The sequence below is a fragment of the Streptomyces sp. NPDC001157 genome, from assembly GCF_053598255.1.
Genome location: NZ_JBSFJW010000008.1, coordinates 293,113 through 310,697, shown reverse-complemented (window position 1 = coordinate 310,697; position 17,585 = coordinate 293,113). Strand labels below are relative to the sequence as shown.

The window sequence follows — 17,585 nt, the reverse complement described above, 5'->3', positions numbered from 1 at the left end:
GTCCCTGCACGCCGGACGGGCTGGATTGGCTAACGGGACGTTTCGCAGTTGACCTACGGATGAACTTCAGCAGGACGATTGCGGGAACCCTGGCCCCACCCGGCACCCACTGGTCACCCTGGGCTCCCTGTCAACTGCACTGCAGTTACGGGCGATTGGGCGTTCGGCGGAACACGGGGGAACTGGGGGCCCGGGGTGAACCTCGACTTCGACAAGTGGGTTGCGCTCATCAGCGTCGGCTTCCCGTTCGCGGCGTTCCTGTGGGAGTTCGCCGTCGTCGGGCGCAAGCGGCTCGGCTACCGCGTGCAGATGGACACGCTCGCCGCGGACGCGACCCAGTCGCCGTACGCCGGAGTGCTGCGGGACATGCAGCAGGACGGACACACCCTGAAGGACCCCTCGTTCGTCCTGCTGCGGATCGAGAACGCAGGCACCGCCCCGATCGAGGAGGGCGACTACCTCACCCCCGACAGCGACCCGTGCGGCATACGGGTCACCTTCCGGGAGCGCCAGGTCGCGGCCCTGGTGGTCACCGAGCTGAGCCAGGAGGAACTGCGCGACTCCTTCATCCGGGACAACCAGGCCGTGCCGGGCTTCGGCCACGACAACCATCTGCCCGAACGGCAGGGCGTCATCCGGCTGCCGAAGGTGAAGCTCCCGGTGCGGGCCGAGTACAAGGTGCTGGTGGTGCTGGAGCGCTGGCCCGACGACCAGGGCAGGGAGCCCTTCCCGAAGCCCGTCTTCCGCGGTGCCGTCGGCGGCCGCCGACGCTGGTTCGACCCGGTGCTGCGGTTCTTCCGGTTCAAGGTGGCCAGGACCGAGAGCCATGTCTTCGCCTCCCGGCCGGCCTGGTTCGGCATCGTCCTGCTGGCCCTGGCCGTCATGGTCCAGGCGGGCCTGACCCTGTTCGTACGGGACGAGCCCGCACCGCTGGACTGCGTCGGCGGCACCCTCCACCTCGGCGGCTCCACCGCCTTCGCACCCGCGGTGAAGGCCGCCGCCGACGAGTACATGAAGCTGTGCGCGGCCAAGGGCGCGCGGATCCCCGTCGACGTCGGCACCTTCCAGGGCAGCGGGAACGGCGTCGCCGCGCTGGAGAAGACCGGCGCGGCCGCCGGGATCTCGGGCGAGGCAGGACTCCGCGACCACATCGCCTTCGCCGACGGCCCGGCGGAGGGCAACCACCCCCAGATCCTGCCGCGCCCGGTCGCGTACACACTGTTCACGCTCGTCGTCAACGAGGATGCCAAGGTCCGCAACCTGTCCCTGCAGCAGGTCCGCGACATCTACGCCAGGAAGATCACCAACTGGTCCGAGGTGGGCGGCGCCGACCTCCCCGTCCATCTCGTCGACCGCTACCGCAACTCCGGCACCCGCAACGCCCTGGAGAAGCGCGTCCTCAAGGGCCGGCCCGTCCCCGAGGCCGACGTGAACGACTGCACCGCCCTGAACCGCAACAAGCCCGGCGTCTGCGAGGCCGACAGCACCGACGACCTGCTGGACCGCACGGCCGCCATCCCGGGCGCCCTCGGCTACAGCGAGGTCAGCAGCGTGACCTCCGGCCGTCTCGTCAAGCTCCGCATCGACGACATGCCGCCCACCCTCGACGGCGTCGAGAACGGCACCTACCCGTACTGGCAGACCGAGTACGCCTACACCTACGGCGAACCGCCCGCCGACTCCGTCGCCGCCGCCTTCCTGCGCTACCTCACCGACCAGGGCGGCAAGGACGTCCTGCGTGCGTACGGCAACCGCCCCTGCTCGGAGACGCGATACCCGCTGGTGTGCCGACCGACGTGAACCGCGGCCTGCGCTACCGTCGTCACGGGAAGCACCACGGGAAATCCAACGCACCCACCCCAAAGGGGACTTCGTGGGTATCGAGAGCGACAAGGTCGTCTACGAGTATCTGAGCCGCGTCGGCGACGTGGCGCAGCAGCGGCAACTGCCGTCGGCCGCACGCATGCGCCTGGTGTCGGAGCTGCGTAACGAGATCGACCGGCGCCGGGCGAAGGCCACCGTGGACAGCCCCGCCGCGGTACGCCGCATCCTCTCCCGGCTCGGCACCCCCGACGAGGTCGTCGCCGCGGCGGGCGGCAACGCCTCGGCACCGCAGTCGACCCCCACCCAGGTCCCGGTGCAACGGGACGACGAGCCGGACGACAGCAGGCGCCTGCCGAAGAGCCTGCGCCGGGTCGTACCGCGCCCCCGCCCCGCGGAGCCGGCGCGGCCCGACACGACCGCCCCCTCCCCACCGCACATGGCTAGCGCCGAGGAACTCGGCAACAGCGCGACCCGGCCCGACTGGTGGCGGGTCGACAGCACGCCCTTCGGCGAGAGCGTCCCCGGATTCACCGGCGGCGTGGAGATCCCGGACCTGCTCAGGCCGCCGCGCCCGAAGGAACTCGAGAAGGAGCCGCCACCGGCCGTCGAGCAGGCCCCGGAGGCCGAGGAGGAGGCCGCACCCGAGGCCCCCGCCCCGCGTCGCCGCCTCGCGCTCCCGGCCGGCGGCTGGAGCAACCCGCTCCTGCTGATCGCCGCCGGTCTGCTCGTCGTCGGCGCGATCCTCGGCAACTGGTTCGCCCTGCTGCTCGGCTGGCTCATCGCCTACGCCTCCCGCCGCCTCACCCGCAACGAGTCCAAGTGGGCGGTCATCGGCATGCCCACCCTCGCCGTCACAGCCGGCCTCGTCTGGCTCTGGGGCAGAAACACCGGCCGCTGGGGCACCCCCATACCCCAGGGCCACATGAACGAGGCGATCGCGGAGACATGGCCGTGGGTGGTACGGGGCGCGGCGCTGCTGTCGGCCCTCTTCATCACCTGGCGCTCACAGAGGCGGCTTTGAGCGGCGTCGGCATCGGTGCGGTTCATCGCTTGGCGCCCACAGAAGCGGCTTGAAGGGGCGTGGGGCTGTATCGATATGCGGCTCCGCCGCGTGGGCGCGATCAACCCCCACCTACCCGCAGCCGCCAGGCAACGGTTGGGACCGAGTCACTGGGCACAATGACCCACATGGCCCAAACAACCCCGCCCCCGCCCACCGTCGGCTTCGACCTCGACATGACCCTCATCGACTCCCGCCCAGGCATCCATGCCTGCTACCTCGCACTGTCCGAGCGCACCGGGACATACATCGACGCCGACCTGGCCATCACCCGCCTCGGACCACCCCTCGCCGAGGAACTGATCAACTGGTTCCCCCAGGAGCAGCTGGCGGAGATGGCCGACCTCTACCGCTCGATGTACCCGACGATCGCCATCGCCGCGACCCCCGCGATGCCGGGCGCCCGTGAGGCCATCGCCGCCGTACAGGCGGCCGGCGGACGCGCGATCGTCGTGACGGCCAAGTACGAGCCGAACGCCAAACTGCACCTGGAACACCTCGGCATCCACCCCGACGAGGTCGTCGGCGACCTGTGGGCCGAGCAGAAGGCGGAGGCGCTGCGCGAGCACGGCGCCGGGATCTACGTCGGCGACCACATCGGCGACGTACGCGGGGCGCGCAAGGCGGACGCGCTGTCGGTGGCCGTGGCGACCGGACCGTGCAGCACGCAGGAGCTGAGCGCGGCCGGGGCGGACGTGGTGCTCGGGGACCTCACGGAGTTCCCCGGCTGGCTCGCGGACTACCGCCCGGCGCGCGCCTGACGGCGGCCCGCCGCGATCGACCGCAGCACTCCGGCGCCGGCGATCAGGAAGCCGACCCCCATGAGCATGCTCAGTCCGAACATGTACGTCGGAAATGGCTTCGCGTGGAGGAACAGCGGAGCCACTGTGACGAGTGTGGCCAGGGCACCGAGGAAGAACACGATGGCACCGGCACGGATCAGTCGGTCACCGGGCTCGGCGGAATTCGTTTGGGTTTTGTCACGCACCGGACCAGGGTAGTTCCCTGCGCGAAGGAACAACCCGGCGACGTCTTGTCACCGGCCTGAAGACCATTAGCCTTGGTACCGGCGGGTCCGCGACGACCCGCCCGAGTGCTATCAAGAGCCGTTTCCGAAGCAGTTTTCCGACGAGTACGAGGACGAGGACAGACGTGCCTACCGGCAAGGTCAAGTGGTTCAACAGCGAGAAGGGCTTCGGCTTTCTCTCCCGCGACGACGGCGGCGACGTCTTCGTCCATTCCTCGGTCCTCCCCGCCGGAGTCGAGAGCCTCAAGCCGGGACAGCGAGTGGAGTTCGGTGTGGTCGCCGGCCAGCGCGGCGACCAGGCACTTTCGGTCACCGTCCTGGACCCGACCCCCTCGGTGGCGGCTGCCACCCGCAAGAAGCCGGACGAACTGGCCTCCATCGTCCAGGACCTGACGACCCTCCTGGAGAACATCACCCCGATGCTCGAGAAGGGCCGCTACCCCGACAGGGCCTCCGGCAAGAAGATCGCGGGCCTGCTGCGCGCGGTCGCCGACCAGCTGGACGTATAACCGCGAACAACCCCCGTATCCACTACGGGAATTCGAGCGCATCCGGGCCGAGGGGCGGCAACAGCCCCTCGGCCGCCGCACGTGTGAGGAGCCCGCGTACGGCTGCGTAGCCGTCCACCCCCAGGTCGTGGGTGAACTCGTTGACGTACAGGCCGATGTGCTGGTCGGCGACCGCCGGGTCCATCTCCTGGGCGTGCTCCATGACATACGGGCGGGAGACCTCGGGCTCGTCCCAGGCGGCCCGTACGGACGACCGGATCGACTCGGCGAGCCCCGTCAGCGTCTCCGCCCCCAGCGACCGCTTGGCGATGATCGCGCCCAGCGGGATCGGCAGCCCGGTCGTGTCCTCCCAGTGCTCGCCCATGTCGGCGAGCTTGTGCAGGCCGTAGTTCTGGTACGTGAAGCGCGCCTCGTGGATGACGAGCCCCGCGTCGACCTTCCCGTCCCGCACGGCGGGCATGATCTCGTGGAAGGGCATGACCACGATCTCGCCGACCCCGCCGGGGACCGTGTCCGCCGCCCAGAGCCGGAACAGCAGATACGCCGTCGACTTCTCGCTCGGCACGGCGACGGTACGGCCCGTCAGATCCCCGGGCTCACGCGTGAGCACCAGCGGGCCGCAGCCCCGCCCCAGCGCACCCCCGCACGGCAGCAGCGCGTACTCGTCGAGGACGTACGGCAGCACGGCGTACGACACCTTCAGCACATCGAACTCACCGCGCTCGGCCATGCCGTTGGTGATGTCGATGTCCGCGAAGGTGACGTCGAGCGCCAGCGCGCCGGGGACGCGGCCGTGGGCGAGGGCGTCGAAGACGAAGGTGTCGTTCGGACAGGGGGAGTACGCGATCTGCAGGTGCTGCTGTGCGGGGTGTACGGGCTCACTGGTCATGCTGGTTCCAACTCTCCAGTACGGGCGCAAGCTTCCCGAAGGCCTCCGTCAGTGCCGTCAGGGCGTCGCCGACGCGCCAGGCGGCGCGGTCGCGTGGGCCGACCGGGTTGGAGACCGCGCGTATCTCCAGCACCGGCACGCCGTGCGCGGCGGCCGCCTCGGCCACCCCGAAGCCCTCCATGGCCTCGGCGAGGGCACGGGGGTGGCGGGCGCGCAGGGCGGCGGCGCGCTCGGCGGTGCCGGTGACGGTGGAGACGGTGAGCACGGTGCCGGTGCGGGCCCCGGTCGCGGCCGCGAGGTCTCGTACGAGTGCTTCCGGCGGACGACGGGTGACGGTCCCGAAGCCGAGTTCCGTCACGGGGACGAAGCCGTCTGCCGTCTCGGCGCCCAGGTCGGCCGCGGTGATCTCGTCGGCGATCACGAGGGAGCCGACGGGGGCCTCGGGCTGGAAACCGCCGGCGATTCCGGCGGAGACCACGAGGTCGTAGGGGGTGCCGCTCAGGGTGGCGGTCGTGAGGGCGGTCGCGGTGGAGGCCGCGGCGAGCGCCGGACCCACACCGGCGGCGATCACGTCGACCGTGAAGGGACCGTCTCCCGTGAACGCCCGGGCCACCGCGTCCCGCTCGACGGGAACCGCGGTGGCCACGAGGACACGTACGGAAGACACGAAGGACCCGTTGGTCTCGGCAGGCGGGGTCAGTCGTTCTTCTCGAGCTTGAAGGACCACAGGCCGGTGACCGCGCTGCCGCCCTTCTTGCCGTCGCCCGCCTTGATGGTGACCAGGGTGGACTTGCCCTGGGCGCCGTACTGGGCGTTGAAGAAGACGCTGCCCGGGATGGTGCGGTAGGTCTTGTCGCTGTCCTCGGTCAGGGGCTGACCGTTCATCAGGATCGTCCACCGCTTGTCGGCGATCTTGGGGTCGACGCCGAAGCGGACGGTGTCGTCGGGGTCGACCTTGATGGACTTGATGTCCTTGTCCTTCAGGCACTTCCCCAGGTCCGCGGTCTGCAGGGTCTTGCCCTCGCCGCCGCAGGTGGCCTCCGAGCTGACGGAGGAGCGGCCGACCGTGATGGTGGACAGCGGCGTCGGCTTGTCGCACGCCGACAGGACGAGCAGTCCGGCGGAAACGGCGCCGGCGGCGGCGACGGCGCGGCGGCGTCGCACAGCATCGGATTGCATCGAGGTCATGGGCGAAGGCTATAGGGCGTGTCCGACGCTCTCTTTACCTGGGGGGCGGCGTGCCCCTGTGTTACGCCACGCGAGGCTTCGCCGCGCCCCCGTGCCGGGCCGAGCCGAGCAGCCCGCGGACGGTGGTGAGCCAGCCCAGGGCGATCACCGCGGCGGCCAAAGACAGCCCCGCAGGGCCGTTGAGCGGCATCACGATGCCGATCGCGCCGCCCAGTACCCAGGCCATCTGCAGCATGGTCTCGGAACGCGCGAACGCCGACGGGCGCACCGTCTCCGGCACGTCCCGCTGGATCAGCGCGTCCAGCGCCAGCTTGGCCAGAGCCTGCGAGAACCCGGCGAACGCGGCCAGGCACGCCACCAGGAACGCGCCGAAGAAGATCGCGGCCGTGATCGCCACGCCGAGCACGATCGGCAGCACCGTCACGACGATGATCTCCGGCGCCCGCTGCCGCAGCCACGCCCCGACCGCCGTACCGAGCGCGTTGCCCGCGCCCGCCGAGACGGCCACCAGACCCAGCGACACCGCCGCGCTCTCCCCGGTCAGGGGATGCTCGCGCAGCAGGAAGGCGAGGAAGAAGGTCAAGAACCCGGACAGCCAGCGCAGGGCCGCGTTGGCGCCGAGCGCGTGGGTGACCGCGATACCGACGGTTCTCAGACCCGGCTTCTTGACCGGCTTGAGGTGCGGCCCGTGCAGATGCTGCGCGTCCGCGGCGAGCAGCGCCGTGTCCTCGCCCTTGGCCGAGTCGACCTTCGGCGCCAGGCTGAAGGACAGGAACATGCCCCAGATGTAGATCACGAAGGCGCCGTACAGCGGCCAGCGCGGACCGATGGCATGCAGCCCCGCCCCGATCGGTGCCGCGACACCGGTGGCGAGGAGACCGCCGAGCGTGACCCGGGAGTTGGCCTTCACCAGGGAGAACTTGGGTGGCAGCAGCCGAGGCACGACCGCGCTGCGCACCACCCCGTACGCCTTCGACGCGACCAGCACGCCCAGCGCCGCCGGATACAGCTCCAGGCTGCCGCCGGCGACGGCCCCGGCGATGATCAGTGCCAGCAGTGCGCGGGCGAGCATCGAGCCCGCCATCGCGGCGCGGCGGCCGTGCGGGAGCCGGTCGAGGAGCGGGCCGATGACGGGGGCGAGGACGGTGAAGGGCGCCATCGTGATGGCGAGGTAGAGCGCGACCCGCCCCCGCGCCTCGTCCGTCGGCACGGAGAAGAAGACGGTGGAGGCGAGAGCGACGGTGACCATGACATCGCCCGCGCCGTTCACCGCGTGCAGTTCGATCAGCTTGCCGAGCCCGGACTCACCGGCGCCGTGCGCATGCGTGGCCTTTCTGATCCCGCGGGCCGTTCCGGTCACCGGGAAGTGCAGCGCACGGCCGACCGCGCGGACGGACCCGCCGAGCCGGCCCGAACCGCCACCACGACTGCTGCCCTTGATCCCACCGGCCCCGGTGGTTCCTTGGGGCGTCCTTGCGGCTGCCACTCCGTCATAGTGCCCCGAGAAACCTGTGTGTAGTGCGGTTACCGCGCGTATGGGCGCGTAGTTCCTCTGCTTTTCCCAGGTGCATGCCAGATAGTTGCCGGGCCCGCGGGGGGAAACCTCCCGTCGGTGTAGGCCGACGGGTCGGGAGAAGGTAGCGTGCGTAGCGCGTCGTGGCGAACGTTCTCGGCCGCGCGCCTCTCAAACATCCCGCAGAATGGATGCATGAGGTGCGCCCGAGTGCGATCGGGCGTGGACGTCGACGCGGTCCTTCGGTCCGCTCCGTCCGCTCCCAACCGCCTTCAGGCCGGCGCACCCGAGTGACGGCGTAGGAGAGAAGCGATACCTGTGAGCGCAGCGACAACGCGAAGCCGCACCCCCGACCGCCTGTGTGCCGAGGCCGTCGACCTCGCCCGCGCCGCCGCGGAGGAGGCGGCCGCGCCAGGCGTGGTCGGCGAGCATGTCGGGCTGGAGTCCGAGGGCGACCGCGTTGTCACGCACTTCTTCGAGTGCAAGGAACTCGGGTACCGCGGCTGGCGCTGGGCCGTGACCGTCGCCCGCGCCTCCCGCGCCAAGTTCGTCACGCTCGACGAGGTGGTCCTCCTCCCCGGCCCGGACGCCCTGCTGGCCCCGGAGTGGGTGCCGTGGAGCGAGCGCCTGCGCCCCGGCGACATGGGCCCGGGGGATCTCCTCCCCACGGACGCCGAGGACCTGCGCCTGGAGCCCGGCTACTCCGGCGAGGACGAGCCGTCGCCGGACTCGCCCGTCTCCGAGGAGATGGCGGAACTGGTGGAGGCGGAGGACGCGGAGGTCACGGCGGGCGCCCCCGCGAACCTTCCCGTCGTCCCGACCCGCGGCTCCATCGCGTCGGTCGCCGAGGAACTCGGCATGCGCCGCGCCCGGGTCCTGTCCCGTTACGGCCTGCATGTCGCCGCGGACCGCTGGGAGGAGTCGTACGGCGCGAAGACGCCGATGGCCCAGGCGGCACCGGCGTCCTGCGTCAGCTGCGGCTTCCTCCAGCCGATCGGCGGCTCCCTGGGCCAGGCCTTCGGCGTCTGCGCCAACGAGTTCTCCCCGGCCGACGGCCACGTGGTCTCCCTGGCCTACGGCTGCGGGGGCCACTCCGAGGCGGCGGTCATGCCCAAGCCGCCGCAGCCGGCTCCCCCGGTGATCGACGAGACCCGGGTGGACCCGTTCCCGCTGCGGCCCGCGCCGGACTCGGGGTCCGTACCGGCCGTCTCCGACGGGGAAGCCGCGGACCTGGGTCACTCGTAACCCGGCGGGCACCTGCTGGGGGCTCCGCCCCCAGACCCCCGTCGGCCCTGAAGGGGCCTCGTCCTCAAACGCCGGACGGGCTGGTTTTCACCGGCCGGTGCGCATCTTTCAGCTCGTGCGGCTTTGAGGAACTTCTCGCCATCCCGATCCCCCACCCACCCGCCTGGGGCGGGCCCCGGGCGGGATTTTCGGCGCGGGTCGGCATCTTTCAGCCCGTCCGGCGTTTGAGGACGAGGCCGTTCAGGCCGATCGGGGTGCAGGGGCGGAGCCCCGAGACGGGGTGCAGGGGCGGAGCCCCTGGTGGGGTCGAAGGGGCGGCAGCCCCTGGGGACGGGTAGGGGCGGCGGGGGCGGAGAACAACTCGCGGTACCTTCGAGCTCACGCCGATGAGGGCCGATGAGGAGAGCCAACGTGAGCAAGTTCGTGCGGCCTGCACCCGAGGGCGCTGACCCCTTCGGAACCGCCCGCCTCAGGCGAGGCGTACTCGACGCCTGGGCCACCAGCCCCGCCCGCTTCCGCGAGGACGCCAACGCAGAGGAGGACCTTGTCCTCGGCGGCTACCGCGACCGCCTCGTCGTCGAGCTCGCCCAGAACGCCGCCGACGCCGCAGCCCGCGCAGCCGTCCCCGGCCGCCTCCGCCTCACCCTCCGCGACGGCGTCCTCGTCGCCGCCAACACCGGCGCCCCCCTGGACGCGACCGGCGTCGAGTCGCTGTCCACCCTCCGCGCCTCCGCCAAACGCGACGCCCACGACACGGCGGTCGGCCGCTTCGGCGTCGGCTTCGCCGCCGTCCTCGCCGTCACCGACGAACCCGCCCTGGTCGGCCGCCACGGCGGCGTCCGCTGGTCCCTCGCCGAGGCCCGGGAACTGGCCGCCGACACGGCACGGCACAGTCCGGGACTGGGCGACGAGATCCGGCGACGGGACGGCCACGTCCCGCTCCTCAGGCTCCCCTTCGCCGCCGAGGGCACCGCCCCGGACCCGTACGACACCGCCGTCATCCTCCCGCTGCGCGACACCGCCGCCACCGACCTCGCCGAACGCCTCCTCGGCGCCGTCGACGACGCACTCCTCCTCGCCCTCCCGGGCCTCGAAGAAGTCGTCGTCGAGATCAACGGCGACAGCCCGCGCACGCTCAGCCGCCGCACCAACGGCTCCTTCACCGTCGTGGACGACTCCCGCACCGGCACCACCCACTGGCGTACGTCCGCCGCCCACGGCCCCCTCACCCCCGACCTGCTCGCCGGCCGCCCCGTGGAGGAACGCCTCCGCCCGCACTGGTCCCTCACCTGGGCCGTCCCCGTCAACCCCACCGACAGCGCCCCCGCCCGCCCCCGCACCAGCGCCGTCGTCCACGCCCCCACCCCCAGCGACGAGCCCCTCGGCGTCCCCGCCCTCCTCATCGCCTCCTTCCCCCTCGACACCACCCGCCGGCACGCGGCCCCCGGCCCCCTCACCGACTTCCTCGTGCAGCGCGCGGCGGACGCGTACGCCGAACTCCTCGCCGACTGGCGCCCGGTGACCGGGGGCATCATCGATCTCGTGCCGGGCCCGCTGGGCCAGGGCGAGCTGGACGGCGCGCTGCGGCAGGCGATCCTCGAACGGCTCCCGCGGACGTCCTTCCTGCCGCCCGCCGCCGAGCCCGGCAAGGATCAGGGCCACGACCACGACCCCGACCTGCCCGAGTCCCTCCGCCCCCGCGACGCCGAGATCGTCGAGGGCGCGGGCCACGACACGGTGCAGGTCCTCGCCGAGGTGCTCCCGACCCTCCTGCCCGCCGGGCTCGAACGGCGCGTGGAACTGCGGACGTTGGGCGTCGCCCGGGTCCCGCTCACCGACGCGGTCGACCGCCTCGCCGGTCTTGAGAAGGAGCCCGGCTGGTGGCGGCGGCTCTACGACAGCCTCGCCGGCGTCGACCCGGACCGCCTCTCCGGGCTGCCCGTGCCGCTCGCCGACGGCCGTACCACCATCGGCCCCCGCCAGGTGCTCCTTCCCACCGCCGACGCCGCACGCATCGACCCCGAGGTGCTCGCCCGGCTCGGACTGAAGGTCGCCCATCCGGACGCCGCCCACCCCCTTCTGGAGAAGCTCGGCGCCCTCCCGGCGACACCCCGCGCCGTCCTCACCACTCCCCAGGTACGGGCTGCCGTAGCCGCCTCCCTCGACGACGAGGGCGCACTCGACTGGGAGCAGGACGCGCCCGACGCCGAGGAGCTGGCCGACACGATCCTCGCGCTCGTCCGGGACGCCGGTCTGGAGCCGGGCGACGAACCGTGGCTCGGCGCCCTCGCCCTCCCCGACGAGGACGGCGAACTCGCCCCCGCAGGCGAACTCGTCTTCCCCGGCAGCCCCTTCCACCAGGTCATCAGGGAAGGCGAACTCGCCACCGTGGATGCCGAGTTGGCGGACAAGTGGGGCGAACAGCCATTGGCTGCCTGCGGCGTGCTCGCCAACTTCGCGCTCGTACGGGCCACGGACGTCGTCCTCGACCCCGACGAACTGGAGCCGCGCGAAGGCGACTACGCCGAACCCGACGACGCGGGGCTGCTGGACGCCGTGGACGTGTGGAGCGAGGACGTCCTCGACCGCTTCCCGGACACGCCCGTACCGCCGGTCGCCACCGAACTGGTCGCCGTACGGGACCTGGACCTGGTCGACGACGACAAGTGGCCCCAGGCCCTCGCCCTGCTCGCCCAGCCACCCCTGCGCGACGCCCTCACCCAGCCGGTGCGGATCCTGCTCCCCGACGGCACGCACGAAGTCGTACGGCCCTACACGGCCTGGTGGCTGCGCGGCCACCCGGTCCTCGACGGCCGCCGCCCGGCAGGCCTGCTGGCGTCCGGCGGAGACCCCTTGCTGCGCGGCCTGTACGACGAGGCCGACGCGACCGGCTTCGACGACGAACAGGTACTGCGCGCGCTCGGCGTACGGACGTCGGTGTCGGCCCTGCTGGACGAGCCGGGCGGCGCCGCGGAACTCCTGGACCGCCTCGCCGACCCGGACCGTGTGGTCAGCGGAGCCCAACTGCACGCCCTCTACGGTGCGTTGGCCGACCTGGACCCCGAGCAGGTGACCCTGCCCGACGAGCTGCGGGCCGTGGTGGACGGCCGGGTCGAGGTGGTGGACGCAGCGGAAGCGGTGGTCGTCGACTCCCCGGACCTGCTGCCATTTACGGAGGGTGTCCCGTTGTTGCCCGTCCGTCCCGCCCGGGCGGCCGAGCTGGCTGAACTGTTCCAGGTGCGGCGCCTGAGCGAATCCGTGACGGGAGAAGTCACCTCCGAGGGCACGGAACACGACGTACCGGAGTCGGTACGGGTCCTGCTGGGGGCCGGTACCCCCGCCACCTACGTCGAACACGAGGAACTCGTCGTCGACGGCGTGGAGCTGGACTGGCGCCTCACGGCGGACGGGGTCCTGCACGCGGCCACCCTGGAGGGCGTCGCCGCCGGCCTCGCCTGGGCAGCCGGTCAGTGGCCCCGCCGCTTCGAGGTGGCGGCACTGCTGGAGGATCCGTCGCGGACGGAGGAACTGGCTCGGGACCGGTGGTTCGACTGACTTTTGCCGGACGATGGGTACCCCGGGGCACCGGGGTACCCATCGAGCCGGGCCGTTCCACGTCGCGCAGCGGTGCACTACGCCATGGAACGTGCGAGGACCGTCATCTTTTCCCGCAAGGACGCCTCGTGCTCCGGCCGGAGGGCGATCGCGCCACCCACCCTCTCCACCAGGGCGAGTGAGGTAACCAGCAGACCGTCCGCGAGGCTGTGCAGCACACTGCTGTGGGTCGAGGCACAGAACTCGTACAACCGCGCAGTGAAGGCCGAGAATGCCGCCGGATCCACCTCGCAGCCACCCGCGTGGGTAGGCGTCAGACCGGACGGCACATCGAGGAACTCGGCCGCTCCCCGGGCGAGCGCGAAGTACAGCTGCCCGCTGTGGTACCCCGCGTCCCAGAGCGTCTGGTCGCCGTGCTCGAAGGGGTAACTCAACCTGCGATCTCCCTCTCGGTTCCTGGCAGCCCTGGAGCCTCATGCCGGGGAACAGTGCCGACGTCGAGGCCCGTCAGGACCGAGCAGTCCGCTTCCACCTCAAGGAAGTACTCGAAGCGGTCCAAGTCGAGGGCCATGCCGGTCAGATGACGGAAGCCGTCCACGTGCTCCGGCTGCAGCGGATACACATCGATGAGGCGAGCCGCGGGAAGCGCCAGCAGCGCCGCGAAGGCGTCGGCACCCACGGACGAGACGTCTGTGACCGATTCCGGTGTGTCCTCGTCCTTGGCGTAGCGCGCGACGAGAAGTCTCATGGCGTCTCCTTCCAGGATGCTGCGCAGGCGGCCGCATCTCCGTGCTCGCAAGAGCTTCGTAATGACCGAACAAAAATCCGCGTCAGTCGTACAACCTTGCACAACCTTCACGGATCTCACCCCGTGAGCCAACAGGCTCCACGATCACTTTCTCCAACTGGGGAACACATGCGCATACGTGCCACCGTGGCTGCCGTCTCCGGCGCCCTGGCCCTTTCCGCCTTCGCGCTTCCGGCCGCACACGCCGCCGACGCCCCGTCGTACAAGACGGAGGCCGCGAAGATTTTCGCCGCGCACACCGGCAAGACCGCGTTCAGCAGCGAGGCCGCCGCCGCGGACCTGGGTGTCACCTTCTCCAACCTCAAGATCGCCGCGGCGGTCAAGGTCGGCACCACGAACCACGTCGCCACCACGGTCACCTACACGCTGACCCACGGGGCGAACTACGACATCAACTCCAGCGACTTCGACAGCGGCCCCGTCATCTACAAGGGCAGCTCCTTCGGCGCCGGGAACGTGCTCGGCGGCGAGCTGCCCGCCACCTGCACGGCCACCTCGGCCACCACCGCCAGCTGCAAGGGCAACATCGACATCTTCCCGCAGAACGAGGAAGGCACCGCCGGCGATCTCCTCAACTCGGACGCGGGCAAGTGGACGGCCGGCGCCATCGCGCTGCAGTACAGCACCGGGGACCACTCCGTGCAGGGCGACCTCGGCACCACCCTCGTCCAGCGCAACTCCACGCTGACGGTCAACGCCTCGCCGGAGCCCGTGAAGAAGGGCAAGACCATCACGGTCACCGGCAAGCTCTCCCGCGCCAACTGGGAGGACAACAAGTACCACGGCTACAGCACCCAGCCGGTGAAGCTGCAGTTCCGCAAGAAGGGCTCCAGCACCTACACCACGCTGAAGACCATCAAGACGAGCACCACGGGTGACCTGAGGACGACGACCACGGCCACGGTCGACGGTTACTACCGCTACTCCTTCGCGGGCACCACGACCACCCCGGCGGTCAACGCCACCGGTGACTTCGTCGACGTTCAGTAAGCGCTAAGCAGGAAAGCGGCGGTCGACCCACTTCCACAGCACCTCCAGGGCGACCGCCGCCACCGCCGCGATGCCGACCGCCACCCACGGCATCGTCTCGCCGACCAGCTTCAGCGCGAAGAAGTGCTGGAGCCACGGCACGATCAGCACGAAGAGGAACGCCACGCCCATCGAGGCCACCAGGGCGATCCGCCACCAGGTGTAGGGGCGGGCGATGATCGCCAGAACCCACATGGAGATCAGGAACAACGTAAGGGTCGCCGCGCTGGTCTCCGCGTCCAACTGGCCCGGCCCGGTGTAGTAGTGACGTGCCATCAGATACGTCACGAAGGTCGCCACCGCGGCCACCACCCCGCCCGGGATCGAGTACCGCATCACCCGACGTACGAAGTGGGGTTTCGCCCGTTCCTTGTTGGGCGCCAGGGCGAGGAAGAAGGCGGGGATGCCGATCGTCAGGGTGGAGAGCAGCGTCAGATGGCGGGGCAGGAAGGGATATTCCACCTGCCAGCACACCACCAGCACCGCCAGCAGCACCGAGTAGACCGTCTTCACGAGGAACAGGGTCGCGACCCGCGTGATGTTGCCGATGACCCGCCGGCCCTCCGCGACCACCGAGGGCAGTGTCGCGAAGCTGTTGTTCAGCAGCACGATCTGGGCCACGGCCCGGGTGGCCTCGGACCCGGAGCCCATCGACACGCCGATGTCGGCGTCCTTCAACGCCAGTACGTCGTTCACGCCGTCGCCGGTCATCGCGACCGTGTGCCCGCGGGACTGCAGGGCGCCCACCATGTCGCGCTTCTGCTGCGGGGTGACCCGTCCGAAGACCGTGCCCTTGTCCAGGGACTTCGCCATCTCCTCCTGTTCGGAGGGCAGGTGCCGGGCGTCCACGGTCGTGCCGGTCAGCCCCAGCTTGGCGGCCACCGCGCCGACCGACACGGCGTTGTCGCCGGAGATGACCTTGGCGCGGACATCCTGGTCGGCGAAGTAGCGCAGGGTGTCCGCCGCGTCGGGGCGCAGCCGCTGTTCGAGGACGACGAGTGCGGTGGGCCTCGCTCCGTTCGCGGGCTCGGGGTCGTCCAGGTCGCGGCCGGCCCGGGCGAGCAGCAGCACCCGTAGGCCCTGCTCGTTGAGCCGCCCGGTCTCCTTGAGGGCCGGATCACCGGCGGCCAGCAGCACGTCGGGCGCCCCCAGCAGCCATGTACTCGACTCGCCGTTGCCCTCGCTGAAGGTGGCGCCGCTGTACTTGCGGGCGGAGGAAAAGGGCAGGGACTCCGTGCAGCGCCAGTCCTCGACGTCCGGGTAGGCGTCGATGATCGCCTGGAGGGAGGCGTTGGGCCGCGGGTCGGACTCGCCGAGGGCGCCGAGGACCTTGCGTACGTACGACTCGTCGGCGCCCTGCAGAGGCCTGAGCTCGGTGACGTCCATGCCGCCCTCGGTGAGGGTGCCGGTCTTGTCGAGGCAGACGGTGTCGATGCGGGCGAGGCCCTCGATGGCGGGGAGCTCCTGGACGAGGCACTGTTTTCGGCCAAGTCGTATGACGCCTATCGCGAAGGCGACCGACGTCAGCAGCACCAGCCCCTCCGGGACCATCGGGACGATGCCGCCCACCGTCCGTGCGACCGAGTCCTTGAAGCCGTGCTGCTTCACCACCAGCTGGCTGACGACCAGGCCGAGGGCGGTCGGGATCATCATCCACGTCACGTACTTGAGGATCGTCGAGATACCGGTGCGCAGCTCGGAGTGGACCAGGGTGAAGCGGGAGGCCTCCTCGGCGAGCTGGGCGGCGTAGGCCTCACGGCCCACCTTGGTGGCCTTGAAGGCGCCCCCGCCGGCCACCACGAAGCTGCCCGACATGACCTGGTCGCCGGGTTTCTTGACCACCGGGTCGGCCTCGCCGGTGAGCAGCGACTCGTCGATCTCCAGCCCGTCGGCCTCGACGCACACCCCGTCGACCACGGCCTTGTCCCCCGGCCCGATCTCGATCAGGTCGTCAAGGACGATCTCCGACGTGCTGATCGCGCCGGCCGCCCCGTCCCGCCGCACCGTGGGCCGCGCCTCCCCGATCACCGCGAGCGAGTCGAGGGTCTTCTTCGCGCGCCACTCCTGGATGATGCCGATTCCGGTGTTGGCGATGATCACGTACCCGAACAGGCTGTCCTGGAACGGTGCGACGAACAGCATGATCAGCCAGAGCACGCCGATGATCGCGTTGAACCGCGTGAAGACGTTCGCCCGGACGATCTCGCCCATCGACCGGCTGCTGCGCACCGGAACGTCGTTGACCTGCCCCCGCGAGACCCGCTCGGCCACCTCGGCCGCGGTCAGTCCCCGCGCCGTCACCGGAACAGGTACGGGATGCACAGGGTCGAGCTCCGCGCCCGCGTCGATGTGCGTCATGCATTCGACGGTACGTGCGGATTTACGGCTTCACCCGCCGAGTGCCCGGAAGATCCGACCTGGGGAGGAGCGAACTCGTGCGGTGGTTGTAGGTACTTCTCAGCCCGTCGGCACCATTCAGCCCTGGTCGGCACCACTCAGCCGGTCCGGCGTTTGAGGACGAGGCCGTTCAGGCCGAAGCAGGGGTCTGGGGGCGCAGCCCCAGCACGGCCCGCACGACTGCCGGGTGCCTATTCGGCCGACGCCGCCCGCTCCGCCAACGCCGACTCCGCGGCAGCGGCCCGCTTGATCGCCGCGTCCCGCTTCCTGACGAACCAGACGCCGTAGAGCCCGAGCACGCCTCCGGCCAGGCAGGTCCACAGCCACCACAGGTGCCCGTGGTCGTCGAACCAGCCGTAGAACGGGAGCTGCACCAGGAAGAGGACGAACCAGAGGATCGTGCCGCCGGTGATGGTGGCGACCACGGGGCCCTCAAGGGGCTCCGGCGCCTCGTGCTGGGGGGTCCACTTCGCCATGCGCACAGCTTACGAGGCGGACGGGTCTACGCGCGGAGATAGCGCCACCGGAGTCATATGTTCAT

The 17,585-nt window shown here is 70.9% G+C and carries 16 protein-coding genes; 7 read left to right on the top strand and 9 right to left on the bottom strand.

Going from position 1 to position 17,585, the window contains the following annotated elements; genetic code table 11:
* Positions 1 to 195 precede the first annotated feature (195 nt).
* The 3 genes from ACWDAG_RS18165 to ACWDAG_RS18155 all read left to right on the top strand — a co-directional run bounded on the left by ACWDAG_RS18165 (position 196) and on the right by ACWDAG_RS18155 (position 3,645).
* Entirely contained in the window at positions 196 to 1,800 is a 1,605-nt protein-coding gene (locus ACWDAG_RS18165) for a PstS family phosphate ABC transporter substrate-binding protein (protein ID WP_450696579.1), read from the top strand.
* A 73-nt stretch (positions 1,801 to 1,873) separates the two neighbouring features.
* On the top strand, positions 1,874 to 2,845 hold the full coding sequence (locus tag ACWDAG_RS18160; protein WP_450696578.1) for a hypothetical protein: 972 nt from the start codon (positions 1,874 to 1,876) through the stop codon (positions 2,843 to 2,845).
* Between the two features lie 167 nt (positions 2,846 to 3,012).
* Positions 3,013 to 3,645, top strand: coding sequence for an HAD family hydrolase (locus tag ACWDAG_RS18155; RefSeq protein ID WP_450696577.1), 633 nt, complete (start codon positions 3,013 to 3,015; stop codon positions 3,643 to 3,645).
* Here the strand turns inward: ACWDAG_RS18155 and ACWDAG_RS18150 are convergent.
* A complete protein-coding gene (locus tag ACWDAG_RS18150) occupies positions 3,624 to 3,872 on the bottom strand; it encodes a hypothetical protein (RefSeq protein ID WP_030941140.1) in 249 nt (82 codons plus the stop codon). The genes ACWDAG_RS18155 and ACWDAG_RS18150 overlap by 22 nt on opposite strands.
* Before the next feature lie 164 nt (positions 3,873 to 4,036).
* Between ACWDAG_RS18150 and ACWDAG_RS18145 the strand changes: the two genes are divergently transcribed.
* The gene (locus ACWDAG_RS18145) at positions 4,037 to 4,420 is read left to right on the top strand and encodes a cold-shock protein (protein ID WP_351478168.1); all 384 of its coding nucleotides are present in this window, start codon (positions 4,037 to 4,039) and stop codon (positions 4,418 to 4,420) included.
* A gap of 22 nt (positions 4,421 to 4,442) precedes the next feature.
* On the opposite strand, the gene ACWDAG_RS18140 is transcribed toward ACWDAG_RS18145, so the two are convergent.
* From ACWDAG_RS18140 to ACWDAG_RS18125, 4 genes are all read right to left on the bottom strand, one after another.
* A complete protein-coding gene (locus tag ACWDAG_RS18140; protein ID WP_450696576.1) occupies positions 4,443 to 5,309 on the bottom strand; it encodes a 1,4-dihydroxy-6-naphthoate synthase in 867 nt (288 codons plus the stop codon).
* Positions 5,299 to 5,976, bottom strand: a complete 678-nt coding sequence (locus ACWDAG_RS18135; RefSeq protein ID WP_450696575.1) for a futalosine hydrolase — start codon at positions 5,974 to 5,976, stop codon at positions 5,299 to 5,301. Before ACWDAG_RS18135 ends, ACWDAG_RS18140 begins: the two co-directional genes overlap by 11 nt.
* 29 nt (positions 5,977 to 6,005) lie before the next feature.
* Positions 6,006 to 6,497, bottom strand: a complete 492-nt coding sequence (locus tag ACWDAG_RS18130) for a DUF2771 domain-containing protein (protein WP_450696574.1) — start codon at positions 6,495 to 6,497, stop codon at positions 6,006 to 6,008.
* Between the two features lie 61 nt (positions 6,498 to 6,558).
* Positions 6,559 to 7,983 (bottom strand): MFS transporter, encoded by a 1,425-nt coding sequence (locus tag ACWDAG_RS18125; RefSeq protein ID WP_450696573.1) that lies wholly within the window; start codon positions 7,981 to 7,983, stop codon positions 6,559 to 6,561.
* A gap of 345 nt (positions 7,984 to 8,328) precedes the next feature.
* On the opposite strand from ACWDAG_RS18125, the gene ACWDAG_RS18120 reads away from it, so the two are divergent.
* Together ACWDAG_RS18120 and ACWDAG_RS18115 are read left to right on the top strand one after the other, a co-directional pair.
* Positions 8,329 to 9,255 (top strand): DUF3027 domain-containing protein, encoded by a 927-nt coding sequence (locus tag ACWDAG_RS18120; protein ID WP_450696572.1) that lies wholly within the window; start codon positions 8,329 to 8,331, stop codon positions 9,253 to 9,255.
* Between the two features lie 411 nt (positions 9,256 to 9,666).
* Positions 9,667 to 12,810, top strand: a complete 3,144-nt coding sequence (locus ACWDAG_RS18115; RefSeq protein WP_450696571.1) for a sacsin N-terminal ATP-binding-like domain-containing protein — start codon at positions 9,667 to 9,669, stop codon at positions 12,808 to 12,810.
* Between the two features lie 77 nt (positions 12,811 to 12,887).
* On the opposite strand, the gene ACWDAG_RS18110 is transcribed toward ACWDAG_RS18115, so the two are convergent.
* Positions 12,888 to 13,244: a DUF6086 family protein gene (locus tag ACWDAG_RS18110; RefSeq protein ID WP_450696570.1), complete on the bottom strand. Its 357-nt coding sequence runs from the start codon at positions 13,242 to 13,244 to the stop codon at positions 12,888 to 12,890.
* On the bottom strand, positions 13,241 to 13,558 hold the full coding sequence (locus ACWDAG_RS18105) for a DUF7683 domain-containing protein (protein WP_450696569.1): 318 nt from the start codon (positions 13,556 to 13,558) through the stop codon (positions 13,241 to 13,243). The genes ACWDAG_RS18110 and ACWDAG_RS18105 overlap by 4 nt, the downstream gene beginning before the upstream one ends.
* A gap of 168 nt (positions 13,559 to 13,726) precedes the next feature.
* Here ACWDAG_RS18105 and ACWDAG_RS18100 point away from each other — a divergent pair, with 168 nt between their 5' ends.
* Positions 13,727 to 14,608 (top strand): hypothetical protein, encoded by an 882-nt coding sequence (locus ACWDAG_RS18100; protein ID WP_450696568.1) that lies wholly within the window; start codon positions 13,727 to 13,729, stop codon positions 14,606 to 14,608.
* Positions 14,609 to 14,611: 3 nt separating this feature from the next.
* Here ACWDAG_RS18100 and ACWDAG_RS18095 read toward each other — a convergent pair whose 3' ends face one another.
* Together ACWDAG_RS18095 and ACWDAG_RS18090 are read right to left on the bottom strand one after the other, a co-directional pair.
* On the bottom strand, positions 14,612 to 17,005 hold the full coding sequence (locus ACWDAG_RS18095) for an HAD-IC family P-type ATPase (RefSeq protein WP_450696567.1): 2,394 nt from the start codon (positions 17,003 to 17,005) through the stop codon (positions 14,612 to 14,614).
* 230 nt (positions 17,006 to 17,235) lie between these two features.
* Entirely contained in the window at positions 17,236 to 17,520 is a 285-nt protein-coding gene (locus ACWDAG_RS18090) for a DUF2530 domain-containing protein (protein WP_450696566.1), read from the bottom strand.
* Positions 17,521 to 17,585: the final 65 nt, after the last annotated feature.